This is a genomic window from Stenotrophomonas sp. BIGb0135 (assembly GCF_024810105.1).
Taxonomy (GTDB): Bacteria; Pseudomonadota; Gammaproteobacteria; order Xanthomonadales; family Xanthomonadaceae; genus Stenotrophomonas; species Stenotrophomonas maltophilia_AB.
The window spans coordinates 687,619-711,203 of sequence record NZ_JANUDX010000001.1; the positions used below are offsets into that span (position 1 = coordinate 687,619).

Here is a 23,585-nt window from a genome sequence, read left to right on the forward strand (position 1 = left end):
CGAATGAAAATCGGCCGCCCATTGCGGGGCGGCCGATCGGGTGCAGCGGGACCGTCGACCCACGCGCTACGTCAGCGGGCGTTCTTCACGTAGGTGTCGAACCAGTTGAGCATTTCGTAGACCAGTTGCTCATTGGATTCCAGCGCGGTGTACCAATGCGGCTCATTGGGCAGCATCACCAGGCGGGTGGTGCCGCCGTTGCCACGGATCGCCTGGTACAGCTTGCGCGACTGGAACGGCTCGGTGCCCGGGTTGGCGTCGTCCTCGCCGTGGACCAGCAGTAGCGGCAGCTTGATCTTGTCGGCGTAGAAGAACGGCGAGGCCTTCAGGTACACGTCCTGTGCCTGCCACACCGAGCGACGCTCGTTCTGGAAGCCGAACGGGGTGAAGGTCTTGTTGTACGACCCGCTGGTAGCCACGCCGGCCTTGAACAGGGTGGTGTGCGCGATCAGGTTGGCCGTCATCAGGCCACCGTGGCTGTGCCCGGTCACGCCGATCCGGTTGCGGTCCACCACGCCCAGGTCCACCGCCTTGTCCACCGCCGCCTTGGCGTCGGCTTCCAGCTGTTCCAGGTAGGTGTCGTACGCGTTCTTCGGATCGCCCACGATCGGGAACGAGGCGTTGTCGATGATCGCGTAGCCGGCCAGCAGCATCAGCCGGTACGGCGCCAGGCGGGTGAAGGTCTGCTGCGACCCGGAGACCTGCCCGGCCTGCGCGGCGTTGGCGAAATCGGCCGGATAGGCGTACAGGATTGCCGGCACGCGCTGGCCTTCCTTGTAGCCCGGCGGGGTGTACAGGGTGAAGGACAGGTCCACCCCATCGGCGCGCTTGTAGGTCACCAGCCGCTTCTGGATCTGGCGCACTTCCGGGGTCGGGTCGGTGAGTCGGGTCAGCGCGGTGGCGGTGGAGGCGTACTGCGCCTCACCGTCCTTCGCCGCCGTTGCGCGCTCGCCCTGCTGGCGCACGAAGGCGTTCGGCGGGTCCATCACCGACTGGTGCCAGGTCAGGTAGCGGCCGGGCGTGGCGGTCAGGCCCAGCACCTGCTCATACGCATCGGCACCGCTGCGGAACAGGCGCTCGGTCTTCAGCGAGCCCAGGTCCAGGCGGTCCAGGAACGGGCGATCACCTTGCGGCGAGGCACCCTGCCCGCGCAGGAACACGAACGCGCCGTCCTGGCGCACCACCGGGGCCCCGTTGGGCAGGCGCTTGAACACCAGGTTGCCCGGGTCGGCGTACTGCTCGTCGCTGGACAGGTCCCACAGCAGGCGGCCTTCCTTGTTCGGCTGGTCCACATCGACGATGCGGGTCTGGCGCCAATGCCGGTTCTCGTCGTTCTCGAACAGGAACGACACCGCCGGATCGGCGCTCCAGGCGATGCCTTCGAAGCGCTGCGCAGTACGGGCGATTTCCTGCGGCTTGCCGGTAAACGGCGCCTTCAGCGACAGCACGCGGTCGCGATGCGGCACCGTTACCTTCCAGTCGCCCTTGTCCAGCGCTTCGGCGTAGACCAGCGTGGCCGGGTCGGTGGAGCGCCAGTCGAACTCGCGCGGGCCTTCCGGCACGCCATGCACCGGCACGCGGTCGGCCAACGGCAGGCTGGCGATCGGCGTACTGCGGCCGGTGCCCAGGTCGAGCACCGCCACGTCATTGGCGAACCGCTGGTACGTCACCGCATGCGAGAACGGTGCCTTCAAGGTTTCCGTCAGCACGTGCACGCCATCGGGCGCGGCGTTGACCCCGTCGTAGAGGGCCGGCGCACCGACCGTGCGCACGCTGCCGGCGACGACATCCACCACCGCCAGCTGCGAGGCGCCGTAATAGGCGAACAGCTGCTCATCGTGCGCGCTGGTAAGCGTATCGCGTGCCTCGTAGGTGCTGCTCTCGCCGCTGCCGCCCAGCGACTCCTGCACGTCCGGGCCGCCCGCGCCGGTGCCACTGGACGGTGCCGGGCCCTGGTTGGGGGGCACCAGCTTCACCAGCAGCTGCTGGCCACCGCCCAGCCACTGCACCGTGCCGCCGAAGATCGGGTTGAGCTGTACGTTGGGAATCTGCTTGACCTGCCCGGTCACCGCATCGCCCACCCACAGCTGCACCGCGGTATCCACCGCGTTCTGGAACGCGAAGCGCTGGCCGTCCGCCGACCATTGCGCCGCACCCGCGCAGCCCTGCGGCAGCACCACCTTGGTGTGCTTGGCGGTGCCCACATCCACCAGGGTGAAATCGGCCACGCAGGCCGGGATCCCATAGCCACCCTGGGTATCGTGGCGGCTGCGGTTCTTCGGCTCCAGGCGCACGCCGGCCAGCTTGAGGTACGGCTGGGCGACGCGCTCGATCGACGGATAGGTCTGCGCGGTGGTCAGCAGCAGGCGCTGGCCGCTGGGGTCCAGGCTGGGCACGGGCGGCGGCGGTGCCTTGAGCACCTTGAGCAGGTGCTCCGGCGGTTTGTCATAGCCGGCGAAGGCCGGCGCGGCGGCCAGCAGGCCGAGGGTGGCAACGGCGACGGCCGCGGCCAGCGAGGTACGACGGATGAGCATTCCTGTCCCCTGTGTGGTGGTGGTTACCCGCGAACGGGCATCCACCGAATCTAGCACCACCGGCGCACTCGGGGATGGGCCGGAAGTGCTAGCCGCCCGACGCCGCAAAGGCAGCCCCTCGACGGCGTCGGGTCCCCCGGTCCCGTTACTGCCGCGCGTGCAGGTCCCAGGTCACCACATAGTCCGGATCGACCACCGTGGCCCCCGTGGAAAGCATCCGGTACTCGCCCGGCTCGGCAGCCATGTAGTTGTCCAGCATCGGCGGCAGATAACGCTCGTGCCCGTCGACATCGTCGGCCAGCACCACGCCTTCGTCGAAACTGATCCGCAGCACCCTGCCAGCATATTGCTGCAGTCCCTGCACCTGGCCATCGCCGCCGTAGCGGGTAACACCGACCAGTACCACCTTGCCGATCATCTGCGCGGCCTTGGGGCCATCCAAGGGCGGCATTGCGTGAGTCGCTGTGTCGTTCATGCGTGCACCTCCGCGATGTTCACGGACATCCTAGACCAGTTGCGCGCGCTATTGCGCACGTGCGTTTCGGCTTAACCTGCGCTTCACCTGGCCGGCCCTACGGTCAGCGTCCATCACGCAAGGATCGCTCATGTTGGGGTACGTGTTTTCGCGGCCTTGGACGGTTGCCCTCTGTGTATCCGCCTTCTGTGCCTGTGCGAATACAGCGGCGTCTTCGCCCGCTGATCACACGCGAACGCATCCGGCACCGCTTTCTGCTCAAGATGCACCGTCAGGCGCTTTCACTCCCGAGCAGTGGGTGACGCGCCTGCTGAACCTGATCAGGACGACGAAATCGATCAGCGCGATGACGACTGTGCAGCTTTCGACAGCCATGAAGCAAACCGGCAAGATCATTCGGCTCGTGAAAAATCCGGCTTCAGCGCTAGCCTCACTTCACAGTGGGGCTTTGCACTGGTACTGAGAAATGCGGGCGAGTCACGGGCGCGGCTGGATGTCGAGTTCCTGGATGGCATTCCACGCAGAGACACGTCTGCGACACCGATCTGCAGTACCGACGTTGACTACGTCGCCTCCGAACTGGAAGCCGCCGGCGTCAAACGAGAGACCGTCCATGGAGAGCATGGACGAGTAATACAGAGCGGCCTCACCGACCTGGCCTCTCAGTTGAGATGGATTCCATCCGTGAACCGAGCGCCGCATCATCCGAAAGATTGCCCCGCTCCTGCATACTCGCGCTTAGGATGCAGTGACGCACTGCTCGGGGACCCGCTACTCCAGCGATCGCGGGCTGGCGGCAAACGTGTGCAAGGTGTCGCCCTGGAACATGAACGCCAGTTGCAGGGTCACCGGGTGCGTGGCGGTACCGCCTTTGGCCTGCGGATCGTCCACCAGGCACTCGGTGAGGTACGAGGCAACAGCGGTCTTCTCGCACTGAAGCACCAGGTGGTGGGTGGCCGCGAATGCGTCCACCGCCGCACGGGATTGCCCCCGCAGCGCGGCATCGTCCACCTGCTCCTGCCAGTACGCCTCGCGCGCTCTCACGTTGGTGCCACCGGCCACTTCGTCGAACTGACCGGTCGCCCACAGCATCAGCGCACCGATGACCGTCAGCGCCAGATACGCATATCCCTTCCCCATCGTCTCGCCCCGCGCCTGTGTGGCCGGCAAGATGGCATGCCCGCCACCGCTTGCCAATCCGCCCGAGGCGGAGACCGTCAGGCCGCTACGGCTGGGGGGCCGTCATTGCCTGGCGCGATCGAAATGTGCCGTTCGCAGCACCGGCTGGCCGTCCCGGAAATAGGCCTCGGTTTCGGTCAGGACCTTGCCGTCGGCGCTCACGGTGTACACGCGGGTGGAGCGCGGAATGTTCTGGTAGATGAACTGCACCACCAATACCCCGGGCGCCGGCATTTTTGCCGCTACGCGGTCCACCGGATAGGTGCCGGTGGCCGGGGCGGGCGTGCCATCCAGCAGCATCGTGGAGGCAGCGTCCAGCCGATTGCCGCTGTGCTCGACGATGGCGACCCGGGAGGACCATTTGCCGCCGGGCACTTCCGCGAACTCCAGAGTGACGCTCTGCGGTCGCGCCTCCGCAGGCATCGGCAACGTTGCCACATCCAGCGTCCAGCGCCCTGCCAGCGGCGAAACCGTCGGGGGCGCGGCAAATGTCGAGGAGGCCTGCAGCAGCAACAGGGCGAGCGATGCGGCAATGACGTTCTTCATACGACCTCCACTGCGAACCGGGGTTGACCCCTGCCTTCTAGACCCCACCCGTGGGCCGGTCAAGACGCAGCGCACGATGCCCGCCCACCCGCCAAGGCGGCCCAGCGTCCGCCAGCGGCATGCGTCGTGCGTGCCGTCAGCCAGCACGCGCGCGCGGCGTCACCACGCCCTTGAAATCGATTGGAATGGCAAACCCCTCCAGTTTCATCCACGGGGCGGGCTCGGCCTGGACCTGGATGTCAAAGTCACGGGTGATCAACGCACAGAACAGCACCAGCTGCGCGTGCCCGACCGCACTGCCGATACACGCGCGCGAGGAAAACCCGAAGGGCACGTAGGCACCCTTGTTGGGCTGCCGGCGCGATGGCAGCCAGCGGTCCGGATCGAACACGTCGGGCTGATCCCAGAATTCGGGGGAATGATGCTGGTAGTACGAGGACAGCTCGTAGGCCGCGCCCCTCCTGATGGACACGCCTTCGGCCTCGATGTCGTGCCAGGCGGGGCGCCGCAGCGCGAACAGCCCCGGCCACACCCGGATCGTCTCCTTGATGAAACGCGACGTACACGGCAGCTCGCGCATCGGCAGCGTGTACAGCGACTCGAGGCTGAGTGCGCTGGTCTCGGCGCGGATCCGTTGCTGCCACTCGGGGAAGCGGTGCAGTGCATACAGCAGGCTCGCGGCGGTGATCCCGGGCAGCCCGGACATACCGGCCAGCACGGTCGAAATGAGGTAGGCCACGCGATCCACGCCGATACGGCCGACCAGGGGCAGCAGCGACTGCAGGAAATCGTCATGCACGTCGGTATCGCGCACGCGCCGTTTGATATGGCGCACCACCGTGCGCGCCGCCTTGCGCGACAGGTGGAGATTCAGCAGGCGGCGGAAGAAGCCGAAATCCTGCAGCACGATGCCACTGTAGCGGGTCTTCTGCTCGCCGATCAGCGCATCGGTATCGCGCGCATCCATGCCATCGATCAGCAAGGGCAGCAGCGGCTCGGAGATCGCCCACCAGCTGAGCTCGCTCAGGTCCTGGACCGCACCGCAGCGCCGGGACAGGAAGGCGTGCATGCGCAGATACAGCGCACGCATCTGCTCGGGTGCAGCCAGGCGACCGCCCTGCTCGCTGAGCAGCGCGCGCACCTCGCGCCACGCCACCGGCGGCGCGGATCCACGCAGCCCGAGATAATCGATCAGCGAATCCGGCACCGTGTGCTGGTCGGTGTTCGCCTTGTCGACTTTCACCGCCAGGGCCGGGTCGAAAATACCCACCACATCATTCTGGAAGTTGAGCACCGGGCCTTCCTGGCGGACCCGTTCCAGCAGATCATCGATCGAAATGACTTCCGTGCCTGCGCTGCGATCCGCCATATGCCCTCCGAAGCCAGGGGTGGCCATCGACCACCCCTGGAGGTTCATGAAAACACGCGAAAACCGCTGCGCTTAGAAGATGATCCAGTAGATGTACTTCGAACGGATGCTCTGGGTCGGACTGTGCGAACGCAGATTGAGGGAAACCTGCAAGGCGCGAACAAGATTAGCCATGGTATGACTCCTTAGTTTCGTCGTGGTCCCAACATCGAATACCAGGCAAGGCTTGCCTGGCGCCCTCTTGTAACACGCAAAACCCGGGGCGACCGATATTTCACCCGATTAACACGAAGCACATCGGATTCGCCAAAATTTCACTGACGAGCACTCATATTCAACGAGAAACTCATCACATTTCGACGCCCTTTCAGGCGACGGCGCAGACCTCAGGACACCGACTCGCGCCGAGCGCGTCCAACCGGCCGCGCGCCGCTGGCGGCAACGCGAGTCGTCCATGGAGCGGCTCCGGGAAGCCCATCACGCATGCCCGACCGCCACGGCTCGGCTCGGCTCGGCTCGGCTCGGCTCGCCCCGGCTCGGCTCGGCTCGGCTCGGCTCGGCGAGTACACAACCACGGCATGCCCCCGCCAGCGACCCGCATCATGCGCAGCACGGCGTCTTCCCGTGCTTCGGCCATGGATGCCACACGCTAGAATGCCGCCATGCGAACCGTGCACGCCCTGCGCTACATCACCCCCCTCCGCGAAGGCGGCTCCCTGCCCGCCGTGGTCGAGACCGACGACGATGGCATGGTCGTGCTCAAGTTCCGTGGGGCCGGGCAAGGCCCCAAGGCGCTGATCGCCGAGCTGATCGCCGGGGAAATGGCGCGCAGCGTGGGGCTGCCGATCCCGGAGATCGTGTTCGTGGAACTGGACCGTGAGTTCGCCCGCACCGAGCCCGACCCGGAGATCCAGGACCTGATCCGTGCCAGCGAGGGGCTCAACCTGGGCAGCGACTACCTGCCCGGGGCTATCAACTACGACCCGGCGGCGATGCCGGTGGACGCCGACCTGGCCTCGCGGATCGTGTGGTTCGATGCGCTCACCAGCAACGTGGACCGCACCGCGCGCAACCCCAACCTGATGGTGTGGCACCGCACGCTGTACCTGATCGACCACGGCGCGGCGATGTACTTCCACCACGACTGGGCCAACGCCGGGGATGCCTGCGAGAAGCCCTTCGTGCTGATCCGCGACCATGTGCTGCTGCCGTTCGCCACGAAGATCGCCGAGGCCGATGCCGCGCTGGCGGCCCTGCTCACCGATGCCGAGATCGAACGCATCGTCGGCCTGGTGCCGGACAGCTGGCTGGTGGATGAGCCGTATTTCGACAGCCCGGCGGCCTATCGCCAGGCCTATGTGACCTATCTCAAGCGCCGCCTGCAGGTGCGTGCCGTCTTCGTCCAGGAGGCCGTCCGTGCCCACGCTGCACACGTATGACTACGCGGTGATCCGCGTGGTGCCCCGCGTCGAACGCGAGGAGTTCATCAACGTCGGGGTGATCGTGTCGTGCCCCGGGGCCAGGCACCTGGAAGCGGCCATCGACATCGATCCGGCGCGCCTGCATGCCTTCGCACCGGCCCTGGACCTGGACGCGCTGCAGCCGTGGCTGGATGCGATCGTGGCGATCTGCCGCGGCGATGCCGACGCGGGCCCGATCGCGCAGCTGCCGGCACGTGCCCGCTTCCACTTCCTCACCGCCAAGCGCAGTTCGGTGGTGCAGATGTCCAGTACGCACGTGGGCCGGACCGCCGAGCCTGCAGGCGTGGTCGAGCATCTGCTCAACCGCATGGTGCGGGTCCCGCGCTGACGCCTGCGGTGGGCCCTACTTCGGGGCCGGCCCATCCCAACGACTGGTGATCTGGCTGCGGATCGGCGTACGCGCCGCATTGCGCGCGGTCGGCTCGAAACGCATGGCCTTGATCGCGCTGACCGCCCAGCCGGTGTGCGCGCCCGCGGGCGTGGCGTCGATCACCTGCACGTTGGTGGTACGACCGCGCGCGGTGATCGTGTAGGCCAGGGTGACTTCGTCGGCGAACGCAACGCGCTCGGGGTCGGCCATCGTCCTGGGCGTGAACGTACCCGGCGCCGGCGTCCAGTAAGTGAGCCCTTCGGCGGGCGTCAGTTCCAGGGGCGCCCCCTCGGCAGCGAGGGCGGCGGGACTGAGGGCCAGGACAAGCGCCACCACGGTGGTGCGCAACAGGGACAGGTGCATGGTCTTCCTTGTGTGCCAGTGAACCGGAGGCCCAAGAGTACCTGCAACCTGCGCCCCGGTCCTAGGGACTGCGCCTCACCACGCCCACGCGGATCTCGAAACCGGGAATCCGCGCCCATTGCTCGCGCGGATAACGCACGGTCTCCACCCCCATGCCGATGTCGTAGCCCACTGCATCGGGGCCCGCACGCCATGCATACGGCGCACCGCTGCTCCAGCCGCAGCAGGCATAGGTCAACATGGGCATGCCGAAGGTCTGGTGCAGGTAGGCCTCCACCGCGACCGCGGACGCCCCGCTCACCCGGTAGCGCGCGGTCATCGGTTGCAGGTAGGAGGCGTCGTCCTGCTCGCAGCCCAGGTACTCGATGGTGGCCGGTTTGCGGCCCAAGGCCAGCAGGAAGTCCTGGCACTGGGTATCGGGCCGCGCCAGCCCATCGCCGCGGCCATGCGCCTCCCAGTCCGCCAGCGCCGCGTCCGCGCCCTGGGTGCCGGCGGCGGCGTGGCCGGTCAGCGCGAGCACGCCGCACAACGAGAGCGATACCAGGTGCGCGGCGCGGGTCGTGCTCATGGGTGCTGGTGAGATGCGGGAGGTGGGCGCATCGTAATCGATGCGCCCACCCGACGCCGCTTACTTCGGCAACGCGTAGGCAATCACGTAATCGCCCGCGGGGGTTTCCATGAAGTGATGGCCGCCGGCCATGATCACCACGTACTGGCGCCCGCCGAACGCGTAGATCATCGGGTTGGCCTGGCCGCCGGCCGGCAGCTTGGCGTGCCACAGCTCCTTGCCGGTCTTCAGGTCGATCGCGCGCAGCAGGTCATCAGTAGCCGCGGCGATGAAGATCAGGCCGCTGGCGGTGACCACCGAGCCGCCGTTGTTGGGCGTGCCGATCTCGATCGGCAGGCCGGAGCGGATGCCGAACGGGCCATTGCCGCGCGCACTGCCGAACGGGCGGTCCCACAGCGTCTTGCCGGTGCGCAGGTCGACCGCGCGGATGCCACCGTACGGCGGCTGCTTGCACAGCAGCTTGGTGAACGGCAGGCGCCAGCCGGCGTTGACGTCGATCGCATACGGCGTGCCCACCTGCGGGTCGCCCGCGCCTTCGGCACCGCCCTTGTCGGCGCGCACGTCCTCGCGCGGCACCCATCCCAGCTTGTCGGCCTTGGCGCGCGGCACCAGCAGGTTGTAGTTGGGCATGTCGTTGTAGTTGGCCACGATCACGCCACGGCGCGGATCCACCGACACGCTGCCCCAGTCCGAGCCGCCGTTGTAGCCGGGATACTCGATGGAATGACGGTCGGCGGTGGGCGGGGTGTAGAACCCTTCGTAGCTGGCCTTGCGGAACTGGATGCGGCAGACCAACTGGTCGATCGGGGTGATGCCCCACATGTCGCGCTCGGTGAGGTCCGGCTTGCGCAGCGTGTGGTACAGCGAGAACAGCTGGGTGGGCGAGCGCTGCCCGGGCTCCACGCCACCGGCGGGCACCTTGCGCTCCTCGGCCGGCGTCAGCAGCTGGCCGGTGCGGCGGTCGAGCACATACATGTCGCCCTGCTTGGTCGGCAGCAGGATCGCCGGCACCTTGCCGGCGGCGGTGGGGTAATCGACCAGCGTGGCCTGCGAACCCATGTCGTAGTCCCACACGTCCTTGCGCACCGCCTGGAAATGCCAGGCCGGCTTCCCGGTGTTGACGTCGATGGCCACCAGCGAGGTGGCGTACTTGTTCTGGTTCTCGGTGCGCGAGCCACTCCAGTAGTCGCCCGCCGAATTGCCCATCGGCAGGTAGACCAGGCCAAGCTGGTCATCGCCGGTGGCGGTGGTCCACATGTTGGGGGTGCCACGGGTGTAGGTCTTGCCCTGCGCCGGCAGGCCGGTCAGTTCCGGCTGGTCCATGTCCCAGGCCCAGCGCAGCTTGCCGGTCACCGCGTCATAGGCCTGGATCACCCCGGACGGCGCGTCGCGACGCTGGCCGTCGAGCACCTGGTGGCCGGTGACGACCACGCCCTGCACGATCGCCGGCGGCGAGGTGATGGACACGTAGCCGGCCGGGCTGTCGCCCATGCCCAGGGTGATGTCGACCTGCCCGTTGTTGCCGAAGCCGGCGCACGGCTTGCCGGTGGCGGCATCCACCGCGATCAGGCGGCCATCCAGGGTGCCTTCGATGATGCGCGCCGCGCAGGCGCTGCGCGGCAGCTGGGTGAGCACCGGCACGCCCGGCGCGGCATTGGCCAGGTCGGCGGCAACGTCCGCATCGGCGGCCTGCTGCGCGATGGCCGGCACTTCGTAGTACGACACACCACGGCAGGCCGCCGTGTACGGAATCGACTTGTCCTTGATCTTCGGGTCGAAGCGCCAGCGCTCGGTGCCGTCGGCGGCATTGAGCGCCACCAACTGGTTGCGCGCGGTGCACAGGTACAGCGTGTCGCCCACCTTGAGCGGCGTGGTCTCCGCGCCCCAGCGCTTCTCGGGCAGGTCGCCGGTGCGGAACAGCCAGGCCTGTTCGAGCGTGCCGACGTTGTCCGGGGTGATCTGCTGCAGTGGCGAGAAACGGGTGGCGGCGTTGTTGCGCCCGTAGGCGGCCCAATCGCCGTCGGCCGGCTTGTCGGCCGGCTGCAACGGCGCATCGGCGGTGGGCGCGAGCCCGGCACTGGTCATCGGCTCGGGGAAGTCACCATTGGCCGCGGTGATGCCGTGCGGCACGAAGGCCAGCACGAACGCCGCCACGAACACCGCCGCCAGCACGCCGGCCAAGCTGCGCGAGAGCCGCCGGGTGAACGGCCGGTCCAGCGTGGGCAGCAGCAACGCGAGCACGAAGCCGATGCCGACGATCAGTCCAAGCCGCGGCACCCAACGCCAGTAGTCGCTGCCCGACTCCCACGCGGTCCACAGCAGCGTGCCCACGAACACCGCGCCGAACCACAGCGCTCCGGCACGCCGGTTGCCCCACAGCAGCACGCCGGACACCAGCAGCCCGATACCGGCGAGCAGGTAGTACCAGGAGCCACCGAGGGTGGCCAGCCACGCGCCCAGCCCGCCCAGCACCAGGCCGAGCAGCACCAGCACGAGCGACAAGACGGTGACCAGGCCGTGGCGCGGGCGTCGCACGGCGGATGAGGAATCGGGGGGGACGGCGTGGGGTGAGGCGGACATCGTGCGCTCCTGGCGGCACAGCCGGAGCGGCTCCGACTGCAGGGGGAAGGCCATCGCGGACGCAAACGTCCGCTGGTTCGGGTGCCGTTATCCCACCGTGCCCGTGAAGTGCATGCGTTCTTTCGCCCGGCCGCCACGATCGGCAAGGTGCGTCGCGGCCGCACCCGGCGCGGAAACGACAACGCCGGCACGAGGCCGGCGTTGTCGTGGTACCGCAAGGCGCTGCGATCAGCCCTGCGGGGTCTCGCCACCGGCAACCGGTGCGATCTCGACGCTGCCTTCGACAGGCGGCACCGCATCCACCGCCAGTTCTTCGTCTTCGATCGAGGCATCCATGCGCTCGACGGCCTGGAGCTTCTCGTCCTTGGACAGGCGGATCAGGGTGACGCCCTGGGTATTACGACCCACGCGGCTGATTTCCGAACCGCGGGTGCGCACCAGCGTGCCGCCATCGGAGATCAACAGCACTTCGTCGGCCGCGCCCATCAGCACCGCGCTCACCAGCTTGCCGTTGCGCTCGGTGGTCTGGATGCCGATCACGCCCTGCGTGCCGCGGCCCTTGCGCGGGTAATCCGGCAGCGGGGTGCGCTTGCCGTAGCCGTTCTCGGTGGCGGTCAGGATGTACAGCATGTTGTCGTCGTCACCGACCTCGATCACGGCGTCGCCGTTTTCGATCGCGACTTCTTCGACGTTGCCGTCATCCTCGTTCTCGTCCTCGTTGCCGCCGGCACTCTCGGCCACGATCAGGCTGACCACTTCCTCGCCCTTGGCCATCTTGATGCCGCGCACGCCGGTGGCGGTGCGGCCCATCGAGCGGACCTTGTCCTCGCCGAAGCGCACGGTCTTGCCGTTGGAGGCGAACAGCAGGATGTCGCGGTCGCCATCGGTCAGGCCGACGCCGACCAGCGCATCGCCCTCGTCGAGGTTGATCGCGATCTTGCCGCGCGCCAGGCGGAAGGCGAACTCGCTGAGCGGGGTCTTCTTGACCGTGCCGTTGCGGGTGGCGAAGAACACGAACTGGCGTTCGGCGTACTCGCGCACCGGCAGCACCGCCTGCACCCGCTCACCGGGTTCCAGCGGAATCCAGTTGATGATGGGGCGGCCACGGGCGTTGGAACCGGCTTCGGGCAACTGGTGCACCGGCAGCCAGAACACCTTGCCGGCGCTGGTGAAGGTCAGCAGCGTGTCGTGGGTGTTGACCAGCCACAACTGCTCGATGAAATCCTCTTCCTTGGTCGACGCGGCGCTGCGGCCACGGCCGCCACGGCGCTGTGCGCGGTAGGCGCTGACCGGCTGGCGCTTGACGTAACCGGCGTGCGACAGGGTGACCACCACGTCTTCCGGGGCGATCAGGTCGAGGATGTCCAGGTCTTCTTCGCTGTGGCGGATCTCGGTGCGGCGCTCGTCGCCGAACTCGGTGCGCACGTTGATCAGCTCTTCGCGGATCACCTGCAGCAGGCGGTCCGGATCTTCCAGGATGTGGATCAGCCCGGCGATGGTTTCCAGCAGCTGCTTGTACTCTTCGGTCAGGCGGTCCTGCTCCAGCCCGGTCAGGCGGTGCAGGCGCATTTCCAGGATCTGGGTGGCCTGGATCTCGGTCAGCTGGTAGCCGCCGGTGATCAGGCCCACGCCCTTGGGCAGGTCTTCCGGGCGCGAGGTTTCCGCGCCCGCAGCGCCCAGCATCGACCCGACCAGGCCCGGCTCCCACAGGCGCGCGAGCATGCGTTCGCGGGCCTCGGTGGGGTTGGGCGAGGTCTTGATCAGCTCGATCATCTCGTCGATGTTGGCCAGCGCGACGGTCAGGCCTTCCAGCACGTGCGCACGGGCGCGCGCCTTGCGCAGCTCGAACACGGTGCGACGGGTGACCACTTCGCGGCGGTGGCGCACGAAGGCCTCGAGCATCTGCTTGAGGTTCATCAACTGCGGGCGGCCATCGACCAGCGCCACCATGTTGATGCCGAACACCGACTCCATCTGGGTCTGCTGGTAGAGGTTGTTCAACACAACTTCCGCCGACTCGCCGCGCTTGATCTCGATGAAGATGCGCATGCCGTCCTTGTCGGACTCGTCGCGCAGTTCGCTGATGCCTTCGAGCTTCTTTTCCTTGACCAGCTCGGCGATCTTCTCGATCAACCGGGCCTTGTTCACCTGGTACGGGATCTCGGTGACGATGATCGACTCGCGGCCGTTGTCGGCCACTTCGATCTCCGCCTTGGCGCGGATGCGCACCCGGCCACGCCCGGTCCGGTAGCCGGCGACGATGCCGGCGGTACCGTTGATGATGCCCGCGGTCGGGAAGTCCGGGCCCGGGATGTACTCCATCAGGCCGTCGACGTCGATCTCGGGATTGTCGATCAGCGCGATGCAGGCGTTGATCGATTCGGTCAGGTTGTGCGGCGGGATATTGGTGGCCATGCCCACCGCGATGCCGGCCGAACCATTGACCAGCAGGTTCGGGAACCGGGTCGGCATGACCGTCGGCTCCAGTTCCTTTTCGTCATAGTTGGGCTGGAAATCGACGGTTTCCTTGTCCAGGTCCGCCATCAGCTCATGGGTGAGCTTGGACATGCGCGCTTCGGTGTAACGCATTGCCGCGGCGGAGTCGCCGTCGACCGAACCGAAGTTACCCTGGCCATCGACCAGCATGTAGCGCAGCGAGAACGGCTGCGCCAGGCGCACCAGGGTGTCGTACACCGACTGATCGCCATGCGGGTGGTACTTACCGATGACGTCACCGACGATACGCGCCGACTTGAAGTAAGGCTTGTTGGCGTGCGCGTTGAGTTCACTCATCGCAAACAGCACGCGACGATGCACCGGCTTGAGGCCATCGCGCGCATCCGGGAGTGCGCGGCCCACGATCACGCTCATCGCGTAATCGAGGTAACTCTTGCGCATCTCGTCTTCCAGGTTGACCTGGATGATTTCCTTGGCGGTTTCTGCCATTCGGGTTCCGTTGTCTGGGTGCGGTCCAGTCCGCCGCGCCAGCCCTTTCGGGGCGGCCGCGTCGGAATCTCGATTAACCGTTGGAGTCTACCACAACGGGCCGTTTTCCGCCTGCTTTTACAGGGGTTTTACCGGCAAGAATCAGGAACTTACGGGGCGTTGCGCGCCCGCCTGCCGGCGACCGGCCGGCACTGCCCGGGCGTTGGCCGCAGCGGCAGCCGGTCCGCGCAGCCAAGGGGGTGCGGGGCGCCGCCGCAGCCGGCCTTCGCGCGCGGCGCTGACGCTGGCCGTGGTCGCTTCCCCGTACACCGCCCGTCATCCGCGCCGGGGCCCGCGCCCCGGCAGCGCTGCCGCTCAGCCGAAGGCGGCCTGCATGTTGGCCACCGTCGGGTTCAGGATGACCCCACGCTCGGTCACGATCGCATCGATCAGGCTGCCCGGGGTGACGTCGAACACCGGGTTCCAGGCGGCGATGCCCTCGGCCACGGTGCGCATGCCCCCTACCCCGTACAGCTCACCCGGATCGCGCTGCTCGATCTCGATCTGCTCGCCGTCGGCAGTGTCCATGTCCACGGTGGAGGACGGGGCCACCACCATGAACCTGACCCCGTGGTGGCGGGCGGCGATGGCCAGCTGGTAGGTGCCGATCTTGTTGGCGGTATCGCCATTGGCGCAGATGCGGTCCGCACCGACGATCACCCACTGCACCGCCCCGGTCTTCATCAGGTGCGAGGCGGCCGAGTCGGCGATCAGGGTGGCGTCGATGCCGTCCTGCTGCAGCTCCCACACGGTCAGGCGCGCACCCTGCAGCCACGGCCGGGTCTCGCCGGCGAAGACCTTGGCGATGCGGTGCTGGGCCATGCCGGCGCGGATCACGCCCAGCGCGGTACCGAACCCGGCAGTGGCCAGCGAGCCGGTGTTGCAGTGGGTCAACACGCCGCTGCCGGCCTCGATCAGGCCGGCGCCCAGCGCGCCCATGTGGCGGTTGGCGGCCAGGTCTTCCTCGGCGATGGCCTGGGCTTCATTGGCCAGTACCTGCTGCCAGTCGGCCCCGGCCGCGGCCAGGGCGCGGCGCATCCGCGCAAGCGCCCACGCCAGGTTGACCGCGGTCGGGCGCGAGGCATTCAGCCGCTGCAACGCCGGCTCCAGCTTGGCCAGCGCCTGGGCGCCGTCATCGGCCTGCACCGTACCGGCGGCCAGCACCACGCCCCAGGCGGCGGCAATGCCGATCGCCGGCGCGCCGCGCACGGTCAACGCATGGATGGCCTCGGCCACGGCATCGCTGTCACGGCATTCCACGTGTTCCACCACGAACGGCAGCTTGCGCTGGTCGAGCAGTTGCAGGGAATCGCCGGTCCACAGGATCGGGCGGATATGGTCGTAGCGGGCGTAGTCGATGTCGGTGGATGCGTTCATCCGCCCATTGTAGCGGCGCGCGTGCGCGCCGCCATATCCGGGCTCAGTTGACCTGGAACTCGGCCCGGCAGCCGTTGTCCACCCACACCCCGCGCGCATCCCAGCCCCAGCCGCGGCCTTCCTCGCAGGCGCTGCCGGAGAGCTGCCTGGACAGGCGCACGCCCTTGCTGATGGTGGCCCCGCAGAAGCGGCGCTGGCGCGACTTGGATTCGCAGACCAGCGTGCGCGGCATGTCCAGGAAGCCGGTGCCGTCGGCGGCGCCGATCTCGAAATCACCCTGGCAGCCACGCGTCACCCACACTTCATTGCGGCGCACGCCCCAGCTATGGCCTTCGCGGCACGGCATCGAGGACAACTGCCGCAGCAGCCGCACGGGGGCGCCCTGCAGCACCACGGGGCAGTTCTGCGGGCGGCCGTTGGATTCGCAGCGCAGGACGCGGCGCACGTTGCGCGCCTGACCGGCACCGGCGGCAACGCGGCTGCGGAACTCGCCGCGGCAGCCCAGCGTCACCCATACCCCGGAACGGTCGGTCCCCCATTCGGTGCCACGCACGCAGCTGTTGCCGGACAACTGGCGGACCAGGTCGACGCCATTGGCCACCGGCATGTCGCAGTGCACCCACTCCATGTCACGCGATTCGCAGCGCACCACCTGGCCGGCATAGCCGGTCTCGGCCGCGCTTGCGTGCAGCGGCAACGCCGTACTGCACAGCACCAGCGTCCACCACGTCCACGTCCAACGCGGCGCGTTCCACGACGGCAGGTCGGCTACATCCAACAGCTTCATCAACACAGTCCCCGCCGCACCAGAACGATCACATGACCACCTTCGGACATCCGGTGTGATCAGAGCATCATCATGCAGGGCGCGCAAGACACCCGTGCGTCGAAAACCGGCGCAAACGGCCGGCAAAACCGTTCAGGCCCGCGCGAACTCGATCGCCAGCACGTCAGCAATCCGACCGGTGCGGTTCATCGCCATCAGCAGGCGGTCCACGCCCACCGCCACCCCGGCACAGGCCGGCAGCGAGGGCAGCGCGGCGAGCAGGTGCTCGTCCAGCGGCGGCAGCACGTCGCCACGACGACGGCGGGTGGCGTGGTCGCGTTCGAAGCGCGCACGTTGTTCAGCTGCATCGTTCAGCTCGTGGTAGCCGTTGGCCAGCTCCACCGCCCCCAGGTACAGCTCGAATCGTTCAGCCAACGGCGGCGTGCCCGGTCGCACCCGCGCCAGCGCTGCCTGGCTGGCCGGCCAGTCGTGCACCACCGTCATGCAGTCGTCATCGAAATGCGGTTGGATGCAGTGGGTCATCAGAAGGTCCAGCCAGTCATCGCGGGTCAGCCCGTCCGCATCGATGCGCACGTCGGCCAGCGGGGCCTGCAGCTGCGCCAGGCTGGCCTCGAACGGATCCACGCCGGCGTGCTGTCGGTACAGGCTGCGGTAGTCGATGACGTGCACGCGCGCGGTGCGCTGCACCAGGCCGAGCGCGGCATGCACCAGCGCGACGGTCTCCTCGATGAGCCGGTGGTGGTCCCAACCCACGCGGTACCACTCCAGCATGGTGAACTCGGGATTGTGGCGGCCGCCGGCTTCGCCGTTGCGGAATACCCGGCCCAGCTCGTAGCAGTCGCCCACGCCCGCGGCCAGCAGGCGCTTGAGCGGGTACTCGGGCGAGGTGCGCAGCCAACGCTGCGTGGTGCCGGCGTCCACGTGGCCGCTGAAGCGGGTCTGGAAGCTGTCGATGTTCGGCTCGGTGTTGCCGGCCGCCGACAGGATCGGGGTTTCCACTTCCAGCACGTCGCGCTCGGCGAAGAAGCCACGGATCAGCGCATTGAGCGCGGCACGCTGGCGCAGGGCGGCGATCATGCGCGCGCGTCCTTCAGCCGCTCGGCCAGCGGCAGGGTCAGCAGGTCGCGGGTATCGTCGACGTAGCCAGTGGCCAGGTAGAGCCGCCGCGCCAGCTCGTTGTGATGGTTCACTTCCAGCCGCATGCGCGCCACGCCGCGCGCGTTGGCGCGCTGTTCGAGGATCGCCAGCGCCTGCTTGCCGCGGCCGCGGCCGCGCGCGTCATGCTGCAGATACAGCTCGTCGAGCAGCGCGAAATGACCGCCCTGCTCCAGGCTGAAGCCCATCGCCAACGCGGCATAGCCGACCACGTGGCCATCTTCGGCCAACCACAACAGCACTTCGCCATTGCGCGGTTCTTCCAGCAACGCGGCGAGCGCGCGGCGCACCCGATCGTTGTCGAAGTCGAGCTTGTCTTCGGCATAGAACGCGCGCATCAGGCCGATCAGCAGCTCGGTATCGGCGACGGTGGCAACGCGGAAATCCAACGGGACGGTGTGCATGCGGGCCTCTCAGTGCTGCGCCAGGAAGGCGACCAGACGATCTTCGTCCCAGACCTCGATGCCGAGCTCGCCGGCCTTGGCCAGCTTGGAGCCCGCCTCGGTGCCGGCGACCACGAACGCAGTCTTCTTCGACACGCTCCCGGAGACCTTCGCGCCCAGTGCTTCCAGCCGCGCCTTGGCTTCATCGCGGGTCATCTGCGCCAGGGTGCCGGTGAGCACCACGGTCTGGCCATCAAGCGGGCCGGCCACCTGCTCGGCCTGTTCCGGTGCGCGTGCCAGCAACTGCTGGCGGCACTGTTCGGCCTTGAGCAGCATCGGCCCGTGGCCGTCGCTGTCCAGCCAATTGGCCAGGCCCAGGGCGACCTCGTTGGGCAGCCCGGCGGCCACGAACCGCACTGCCTCGGCATCCAGCACGGCGGCGGCATCGGGCAGCATGGCCACCAGCTTTTCGGCGCGCAGGCGGGTGATCCCGGGAATTTCGGATTCAACCAGCACCTGCGCGAAATCCAGGCCCTCGCGCAGCTTGGCCGACGGCGCATGGGTATCGGTGATGCGCACCTGGCCGACCTGCAGCAAGGCATTGATCGCGTCCTGGTTGCCGGCCTGCTCGAAGAAGTGGCCCAGCGAGCGCGCCACTTCACCGCCGATGTCGGGCACGCGCTTGAACAGCGGCCACGGCAGTTGCCGGATCAGCTCCAGGTCGCCGAACCAGGTCGCCAGCGCCTTGGCGGTGCTCTCGCCCACGTGCTCGATGCCGAGCGCGAACAGCAGCCGCTCCAGGGTGGTGTCGCGGCTGGCGTCGATTGCCGCGATCAGATTGTCGGCCCATCGGGTCGCGATCTTCTTCGTGTTCCAGGTGAACGCGGCCGGCATCGCCAGCGCCTGCGCGCGCCAGCGGTCGTCAGTGCCGTCCAGCTGGAGGATGCGGCGCAGGTACTCGCCACTGCCTTCCGGCGGCAGGTGCAGGCCGATCTGCGCGGCCAGCGCCTCCGGCGATTCGGCGTCGAGCACCAGCTTGAGCTGCAGCAGCTGGTCGCGGGTGAGCCGGTACAGGTCGGCCACGCCACGCACGATGCCGGCGTCGACCAGCGTTTCGATGTACTTGCCGCCGAGGCCGTCGATATCCATCGCGCGACGTGAGGCGAAGTGGGCGATGGCCTCCTTGCGCTGCGCCGGGCAGCTCAGCTCGCCCGAGCAGCGCCACGCGGCCGCATCCTCTTCGCGCACGATCTCCGAGCCGCACACCGGGCACTGGCTGGGCATGCGCCACGGCGTGGCGCCATCCGGGCGACGGTCGGCGATGACGCTGACCACTTCGGGGATCACATCGCCGGCGCGGCGCACGATGACCGTATCGCCCACGCGCACGTCGAGGCGTGCGATCTGATCGGCATTGTGCAGGGTGGCGTTGGAGACGATCACCCCGGCCACCGCGACCGGGGCCAGCCGCGCCACCGGGGTGGCGGCGCCGGTGCGGCCGATCTGGATCTCGATGGCTTCCACCGTGGTGGCCTGCTCCTGGGCCGGGAACTTGTGCGCGATCGCCCAGCGCGGTGCGCGCGAGACGAAGCCCATCTGCTCCTGTCCGGCGCGGTCGTCCAGCTTGTAGACCACGCCATCGATATCGAAGGCCAGGCCATCGCGGCGCTCGCCGATATCGCGGTAGTAGGCCAACAGGCCGTCGCTGCCCTCCACCACCTTGCACAGATCGCTGACCGGGAAGCCCCACGCGCGCAGCTGCGCCAGCGTGGCCGAGTGCGTGGCCGGCAGCTCGCCGCCCTGCACCTGTCCGGTGCCATAGGCGTAGAAGCTCAGTTTGCGCCTGGCGCTCATCTTCGGGTCGAGCTGGCGCAGCGAGCCGGCGGCGGCGTTGCGCGGGTTGGCCAGCACCTTGCCTTCATGCAGGCGAGCCTGCGCGTTGTAGGCCTCGAAATCGGCGCGCGCCATGTACACCTCGCCGCGTACCTCCAGCACCTGCGGCCACCCCTCACCGGCAAGCGACTGGGGAATCACCTCGATCTGGCGCAGGTTGGCGCTGACGTCCTCGCCGGTCGCACCGTCGCCGCGGGTAGCGCCCTGCACGAAGCGGCCGTTCTCGTAGCGCAGGCTGATCGCCAGGCCGTCGAGCTTGGGTTCGGCCGAAAAATACAGCGCATCGCGGCGCAGGCGCTCGCCGATGCGGCGCACGAAATCCTGCACTTCCTCGTCGCTGAAGGCGTTGCCCAGCGACAACATCGGCACCGCGTGGCGCACTTCGGCAAACCGCGACGATGCCTTGCCGCCCACGCGCTGGGTGGGCGAATCGGCCTGGACCAGATCGGGATGGGCTGCTTCCAGCGCCTCCAGCTCGCGGACCAGCCGATCGTAGTCGGCATCCGGAATCAGCTGCTCGTCGCGCTCGTGGTAGGCCTTGCCGGCTTCGTCGATCTGGCGGCGCAGCACCTCGGCACGTTCAGCGGGGCTGGGGCTCATGCGGGAAGCATCCTGACGGGGCAGTAGATTTTATGGCCTGTCGGCTGCGCCAGCCACCCCGCAGTTCGGCGCCCGGACTATTGCCGTTACCCGACCACGGCGCTAGCGTGCGCGGAGTCCCTCACTGCAGGTGTCCCGTGACCGTGACCGCCCCCTCCCGCCGCTCGTTCCTGCAACTGGCCGGCACCGGCCTGGCCCTGGCCGGGCTGGGTGTCCCTGGCGCGGCGGCAGCCGCACCGCGCACCGCGGCAGACGCCCCGGTCCTGCTCAACTTCAACGAATGCCCGTACGGCCCGGCCCCGGCCGCGCAGGTGGCCGCACGCGACATCGTGGCCGGCAGCGGCCGCTACCTGTTCGGGCTGGCCGGTGAACTGCGCGATCTGTTCGCCCAGCAGGAGGGCCTGGGCACGGCGCAGGTGCGGCTATACCCAGGCTCCAGCGAACCGCTGAACCGCGCGGCGATCCTGTGGACCTCGTCCAGCGCCGGGCTGGTGGTGGCCGACCCGACCTTCGAGGCACTCGGCGACCTCGCTGCCGCACGTGGCGCCACGGTGGCGAAAATCGCGCTGCGCGCAGACGGCGCGCACGACGTGCGTGCGATGGCCGCTGCCGCGGCACGGATCAACGCCGGCCTGCTGTACCTGTGCAATCCCAACAACCCGACCGGCTCGATCACCCCGGCGGCGGACATCGCCTGGTTGCTCGCCAACAAGCCGGCACAGACCCGCGTGCTGGTCGACGAAGCCTACCTGCAGTACAGCGACCAGCGCTCGGTGATCGGCCAGGTGATGCAACGCGAGGACCTGATCGTGCTGCGCACGTTTTCCAAGCTTTACGGCATGGCCGGGCTGCGCCTGGGCGTGGCCGCCGCCCACCCGGACCACCTGCGCGAGCTGGCCAGCCTGGGCGACAACCCGTTGCCGGTGACGGCCCTGGCCGCCGGGTTGGCGAGCCTGCGCGAACCCACGCTGGTCGCGCAGCGCAAGGCCGAGAACACCCGCGTGCGCCAGGCCACCGTCGGCTGGCTGGGCGCGCGCGGCTTCAGCTGCGTGCCGTCCGAAGCGAATTGTTTCGTGGTCGACGTAAAGCGCGACGGCACCGCGTTCATTGCTGCGATGGCAGAGCGCGGCGTGGTGATCGGCCGCAGTTGGCCGATCTGGCCGCAGCGGGTGCGGGTGACGGTGGGTACCGAAGCGGAGATGGCCCGGTTCCGCGACGCGTTCGCGGCGGTGGTGGGCGCCTCGTCCTGACGGTCCACGCAGCCGAGCATGGCTCGGCTCTACCCCGCCCACGGCGACACCCCCTCCTCCGGTAGAGCCGAGCCATGCTCGGCTGATCGCCCGCCGCGACGCCCCTTCATCGGTAGAGCCGAGCCATGCTCGGCTGATCGCGAGACAACATCGCACAGATTCCCGACAGCAGATCAGGCACCAGGCCGATCCACGCGTGGCCGCCACACGGGCAACGTGTGGCGATGACCAGCCCTCGACTGCAGATTGGACGTCACTCCGAAATCGCCCAGGTCTATGTGGTCACCACCGTGACGCTGGGGAGAGCGCACTTTCTCGCAGTACCCGCAAACGCCGCGGTCATCATCGATGCCTTGCGATTTGTCGAAGGCACGAAACGCACGTGTTCACTGGCATGGGTGGTGATGCCCGACCATGTGCACTGGATGTTCCAGTTACGCAGCGGGACGCTTGCCGCCTGCATGCAGATGTTCAAGTCCCGCAGCGGCCGGCTGCTGAACCAGACGCTCGGACGCGAGGCGTCGCTGTGGCAGCCAGGGTACTTCGACCACGCGGTGCGGTGCGATGAATCGCTCCGCCGGCATGCGGTCTACATCGCCGCCAATCCCGTTAGGGCGGGACTGGCCGACAGACTGGGGGAATACCCCCATGCATGGTGCCGTTGGCCATTGCAGGAATGAGCTCGACAATCAGCCGAGCATGGCTCGGCTCTACCGTCCGCCGCTACGCCCTTTGCCGGGTAGAGCCGAGCCATGCTCGGCTGCACCACCGTCCGTCGCTGCGCGCCGCCACCCTTCCGCAAGGTAGAGCCGAGCCATGCTCGGCTGCACCACCGTCCGTCGCTGCGCGCCGCCACCCTTCCCCCAAGGTAGAGCCGAGCCATGCTCGGCTGCACCACACCCGATCGCCTTACCAGCGCGGGGCTTTGGTCAGCGGCGGGGCCTGGTGCTGGCGATCATAGGCGCGCAGTTCGTCACGGATGTGCGCGACACGCTGGCGGCCGAGCGTAGCGCGGCTGTCATCCAGCACCACGCCGTCGAGCAGTTCGCCCATGCGCTGCACGGTGGGCAGCATTTTCTCCCACGCATCCAGCGCGGTCAGCGGCGCGGGCAAGGTCAGGAAAAACGCGATGGCCGGGGTTTCCATCTCGCGGATGTTGGCCATGTCGAAGCTGCCCGGCTTCATGATGCTGGCCATCGAGAAGATCGGACCGCGCTCAGGGTGGCCTTCGACCAGGCGGTGGAACACGTTCATGTGGCCAAACACCAGGCCGGTCTTCTCCGCAGCCACCACGATGTCTTCGCCGCGCAACTGCTCGCCGGCGCGGGCGGCCACGAACAGCGACACGATCTTGTCGAAATCCTGGTTGGCGCGCTTGCCCAGGTCGCTGGCGGCGGCGCCGTCGACATCGGACAGGCCCAGCTCGGCCTGGGTCACCCCGTCTTCGCCGGGGACGCCATCACGGCCGGCCTCGGCGCTGTCGCCTTCGCCCAGGCTCGGCTCACGACGCGCGCCGGCGCCGGTATCGGCCGCGTCGACGCGGCGACCCTGCGATTTCTTCTTCGGGCGGCCAAACAGGAAGATCGCGGCGATCAACAGCAGGCCGGCGGCCAGGATGCCGATGCGGAGCAGTGCCATGTCGGACATTCGGTGGGGGTCTCCGGCTAAATACGTTCAGGTAAGCATGGCA

General features: G+C 68.1%; 19 protein-coding genes. 4 read left to right on the forward strand and 15 right to left on the reverse strand.

The window, feature by feature from the left end:
• Window positions 1-71: 71 nt before the first annotated feature.
• The 5 genes from M2421_RS03145 to M2421_RS03165 form a co-directional block, all read right to left on the reverse strand.
• Complete coding sequence (locus tag M2421_RS03145; RefSeq protein ID WP_259203167.1) at window positions 72-2,534, reverse strand: prolyl oligopeptidase family serine peptidase; 2,463 nt, start codon at window positions 2,532-2,534, stop codon at window positions 72-74.
• A 145-nt stretch (window positions 2,535-2,679) separates the two neighbouring features.
• On the reverse strand, window positions 2,680-2,985 hold the full coding sequence (locus M2421_RS03150; protein WP_259203168.1) for a hypothetical protein: 306 nt from the start codon (window positions 2,983-2,985) through the stop codon (window positions 2,680-2,682).
• 795 nt (window positions 2,986-3,780) lie between these two features.
• Entirely contained in the window at window positions 3,781-4,149 is a 369-nt protein-coding gene (locus tag M2421_RS03155; RefSeq protein ID WP_259203169.1) for a hypothetical protein, read from the reverse strand.
• Between the two features lie 102 nt (window positions 4,150-4,251).
• The gene (locus M2421_RS03160; RefSeq protein WP_259203170.1) at window positions 4,252-4,734 is read right to left on the reverse strand and encodes a LuxR family transcriptional regulator; all 483 of its coding nucleotides are present in this window, start codon (window positions 4,732-4,734) and stop codon (window positions 4,252-4,254) included.
• A gap of 136 nt (window positions 4,735-4,870) precedes the next feature.
• Complete coding sequence (locus tag M2421_RS03165) at window positions 4,871-6,103, reverse strand: cytochrome P450 (RefSeq protein ID WP_259203171.1); 1,233 nt, start codon at window positions 6,101-6,103, stop codon at window positions 4,871-4,873.
• A 662-nt stretch (window positions 6,104-6,765) separates the two neighbouring features.
• Between M2421_RS03165 and M2421_RS03170 the strand changes: the two genes are divergently transcribed.
• A complete protein-coding gene (locus M2421_RS03170) occupies window positions 6,766-7,542 on the forward strand; it encodes a HipA family kinase (RefSeq protein WP_259203173.1) in 777 nt (258 codons plus the stop codon).
• Window positions 7,520-7,912 carry a DUF3037 domain-containing protein gene (locus tag M2421_RS03175; protein ID WP_259203174.1) on the forward strand — a complete coding sequence of 131 codons (393 nt, stop codon included), beginning with the start codon at window positions 7,520-7,522 and terminating at the stop codon, window positions 7,910-7,912. Before M2421_RS03170 ends, M2421_RS03175 begins: the two co-directional genes overlap by 23 nt.
• 15 nt (window positions 7,913-7,927) lie before the next feature.
• Here M2421_RS03175 and M2421_RS03180 read toward each other — a convergent pair whose 3' ends face one another.
• The 9 genes from M2421_RS03180 to ligA all read right to left on the reverse strand — a co-directional run bounded on the left by M2421_RS03180 (window position 7,928) and on the right by ligA (window position 20,645).
• Window positions 7,928-8,317: an energy transducer TonB gene (locus M2421_RS03180; RefSeq protein WP_259203175.1), complete on the reverse strand. Its 390-nt coding sequence runs from the start codon at window positions 8,315-8,317 to the stop codon at window positions 7,928-7,930.
• A gap of 61 nt (window positions 8,318-8,378) precedes the next feature.
• The gene (locus M2421_RS03185) at window positions 8,379-8,885 is read right to left on the reverse strand and encodes a DUF4952 domain-containing protein (RefSeq protein WP_259203177.1); all 507 of its coding nucleotides are present in this window, start codon (window positions 8,883-8,885) and stop codon (window positions 8,379-8,381) included.
• A gap of 60 nt (window positions 8,886-8,945) precedes the next feature.
• Window positions 8,946-11,465, reverse strand: coding sequence for a membrane-bound PQQ-dependent dehydrogenase, glucose/quinate/shikimate family (locus M2421_RS03190; RefSeq protein WP_259203178.1), 2,520 nt, complete (start codon window positions 11,463-11,465; stop codon window positions 8,946-8,948).
• Window positions 11,466-11,693: 228 nt separating this feature from the next.
• Window positions 11,694-14,411, reverse strand: a complete 2,718-nt coding sequence (gyrA, locus tag M2421_RS03195) for a DNA gyrase subunit A (protein WP_259203179.1) — start codon at window positions 14,409-14,411, stop codon at window positions 11,694-11,696.
• Window positions 14,412-14,765: 354 nt separating this feature from the next.
• Window positions 14,766-15,827 carry an S-methyl-5-thioribose-1-phosphate isomerase gene (gene mtnA, locus M2421_RS03200; protein ID WP_259203180.1) on the reverse strand — a complete coding sequence of 354 codons (1,062 nt, stop codon included), beginning with the start codon at window positions 15,825-15,827 and terminating at the stop codon, window positions 14,766-14,768.
• Between the two features lie 43 nt (window positions 15,828-15,870).
• On the reverse strand, window positions 15,871-16,614 hold the full coding sequence (locus tag M2421_RS03205; RefSeq protein ID WP_259203183.1) for a DUF3011 domain-containing protein: 744 nt from the start codon (window positions 16,612-16,614) through the stop codon (window positions 15,871-15,873).
• Between the two features lie 132 nt (window positions 16,615-16,746).
• Window positions 16,747-17,691, reverse strand: a complete 945-nt coding sequence (epmA, locus tag M2421_RS03210) for an EF-P lysine aminoacylase EpmA (protein ID WP_259203184.1) — start codon at window positions 17,689-17,691, stop codon at window positions 16,747-16,749.
• Window positions 17,688-18,173: a GNAT family N-acetyltransferase gene (locus tag M2421_RS03215; protein ID WP_259203186.1), complete on the reverse strand. Its 486-nt coding sequence runs from the start codon at window positions 18,171-18,173 to the stop codon at window positions 17,688-17,690. The genes epmA and M2421_RS03215 overlap by 4 nt, the downstream gene beginning before the upstream one ends.
• A 9-nt stretch (window positions 18,174-18,182) precedes the next feature.
• Window positions 18,183-20,645: an NAD-dependent DNA ligase LigA gene (gene ligA, locus M2421_RS03220; protein ID WP_259203187.1), complete on the reverse strand. Its 2,463-nt coding sequence runs from the start codon at window positions 20,643-20,645 to the stop codon at window positions 18,183-18,185.
• Between the two features lie 143 nt (window positions 20,646-20,788).
• Here ligA and M2421_RS03225 point away from each other — a divergent pair, with 143 nt between their 5' ends.
• Window positions 20,789-21,895, forward strand: a complete 1,107-nt coding sequence (locus tag M2421_RS03225; protein ID WP_259203188.1) for a pyridoxal phosphate-dependent aminotransferase — start codon at window positions 20,789-20,791, stop codon at window positions 21,893-21,895.
• Between the two features lie 224 nt (window positions 21,896-22,119).
• On the forward strand, window positions 22,120-22,575 hold the full coding sequence (locus M2421_RS03230) for a transposase (protein WP_259203189.1): 456 nt from the start codon (window positions 22,120-22,122) through the stop codon (window positions 22,573-22,575).
• A gap of 229 nt (window positions 22,576-22,804) precedes the next feature.
• Here the strand turns inward: M2421_RS03230 and zipA are convergent, their stop codons facing one another.
• Complete coding sequence (zipA, locus tag M2421_RS03235; protein ID WP_259203192.1) at window positions 22,805-23,542, reverse strand: cell division protein ZipA; 738 nt, start codon at window positions 23,540-23,542, stop codon at window positions 22,805-22,807.
• Between the last annotated feature and the right edge of the window lie 43 nt (window positions 23,543-23,585).

Bases quoted from the DNA above. Each gene is read 5' to 3' on its own strand.
- M2421_RS03145 (WP_259203167.1), bottom strand. From the start codon at position 2,534: ATGCTCATCCGTCGTACCTCGCTGGCCGCGGCCGTCGCCGTTGCCACC.
- M2421_RS03150 (WP_259203168.1), bottom strand. From the start codon at position 2,985: ATGCCGCCCTTGGATGGCCCCAAGGCCGCGCAGATGATCGGCAAGGTG.
- M2421_RS03155 (WP_259203169.1), bottom strand. From the start codon at position 4,149: ATGGGGAAGGGATATGCGTATCTGGCGCTGACGGTCATCGGTGCGCTG.
- M2421_RS03160 (WP_259203170.1), bottom strand. From the start codon at position 4,734: ATGAAGAACGTCATTGCCGCATCGCTCGCCCTGTTGCTGCTGCAGGCC.
- M2421_RS03165 (WP_259203171.1), bottom strand. From the start codon at position 6,103: ATGGCGGATCGCAGCGCAGGCACGGAAGTCATTTCGATCGATGATCTG.
- M2421_RS03170 (WP_259203173.1), top strand. From the start codon at position 6,766: ATGCGAACCGTGCACGCCCTGCGCTACATCACCCCCCTCCGCGAAGGC.
- M2421_RS03180 (WP_259203175.1), bottom strand. From the start codon at position 8,317: ATGCACCTGTCCCTGTTGCGCACCACCGTGGTGGCGCTTGTCCTGGCC.
- M2421_RS03185 (WP_259203177.1), bottom strand. From the start codon at position 8,885: ATGAGCACGACCCGCGCCGCGCACCTGGTATCGCTCTCGTTGTGCGGC.
- M2421_RS03190 (WP_259203178.1), bottom strand. From the start codon at position 11,465: ATGTCCGCCTCACCCCACGCCGTCCCCCCCGATTCCTCATCCGCCGTG.
- gyrA (WP_259203179.1), bottom strand. From the start codon at position 14,411: ATGGCAGAAACCGCCAAGGAAATCATCCAGGTCAACCTGGAAGACGAG.
- mtnA (WP_259203180.1), bottom strand. From the start codon at position 15,827: ATGAACGCATCCACCGACATCGACTACGCCCGCTACGACCATATCCGC.
- M2421_RS03205 (WP_259203183.1), bottom strand. From the start codon at position 16,614: ATGAAGCTGTTGGATGTAGCCGACCTGCCGTCGTGGAACGCGCCGCGT.
- epmA (WP_259203184.1), bottom strand. From the start codon at position 17,691: ATGATCGCCGCCCTGCGCCAGCGTGCCGCGCTCAATGCGCTGATCCGT.
- M2421_RS03215 (WP_259203186.1), bottom strand. From the start codon at position 18,173: ATGCACACCGTCCCGTTGGATTTCCGCGTTGCCACCGTCGCCGATACC.
- ligA (WP_259203187.1), bottom strand. From the start codon at position 20,645: ATGAGCCCCAGCCCCGCTGAACGTGCCGAGGTGCTGCGCCGCCAGATC.
- M2421_RS03230 (WP_259203189.1), top strand. From the start codon at position 22,120: ATGACCAGCCCTCGACTGCAGATTGGACGTCACTCCGAAATCGCCCAG.
- zipA (WP_259203192.1), bottom strand. From the start codon at position 23,542: ATGTCCGACATGGCACTGCTCCGCATCGGCATCCTGGCCGCCGGCCTG.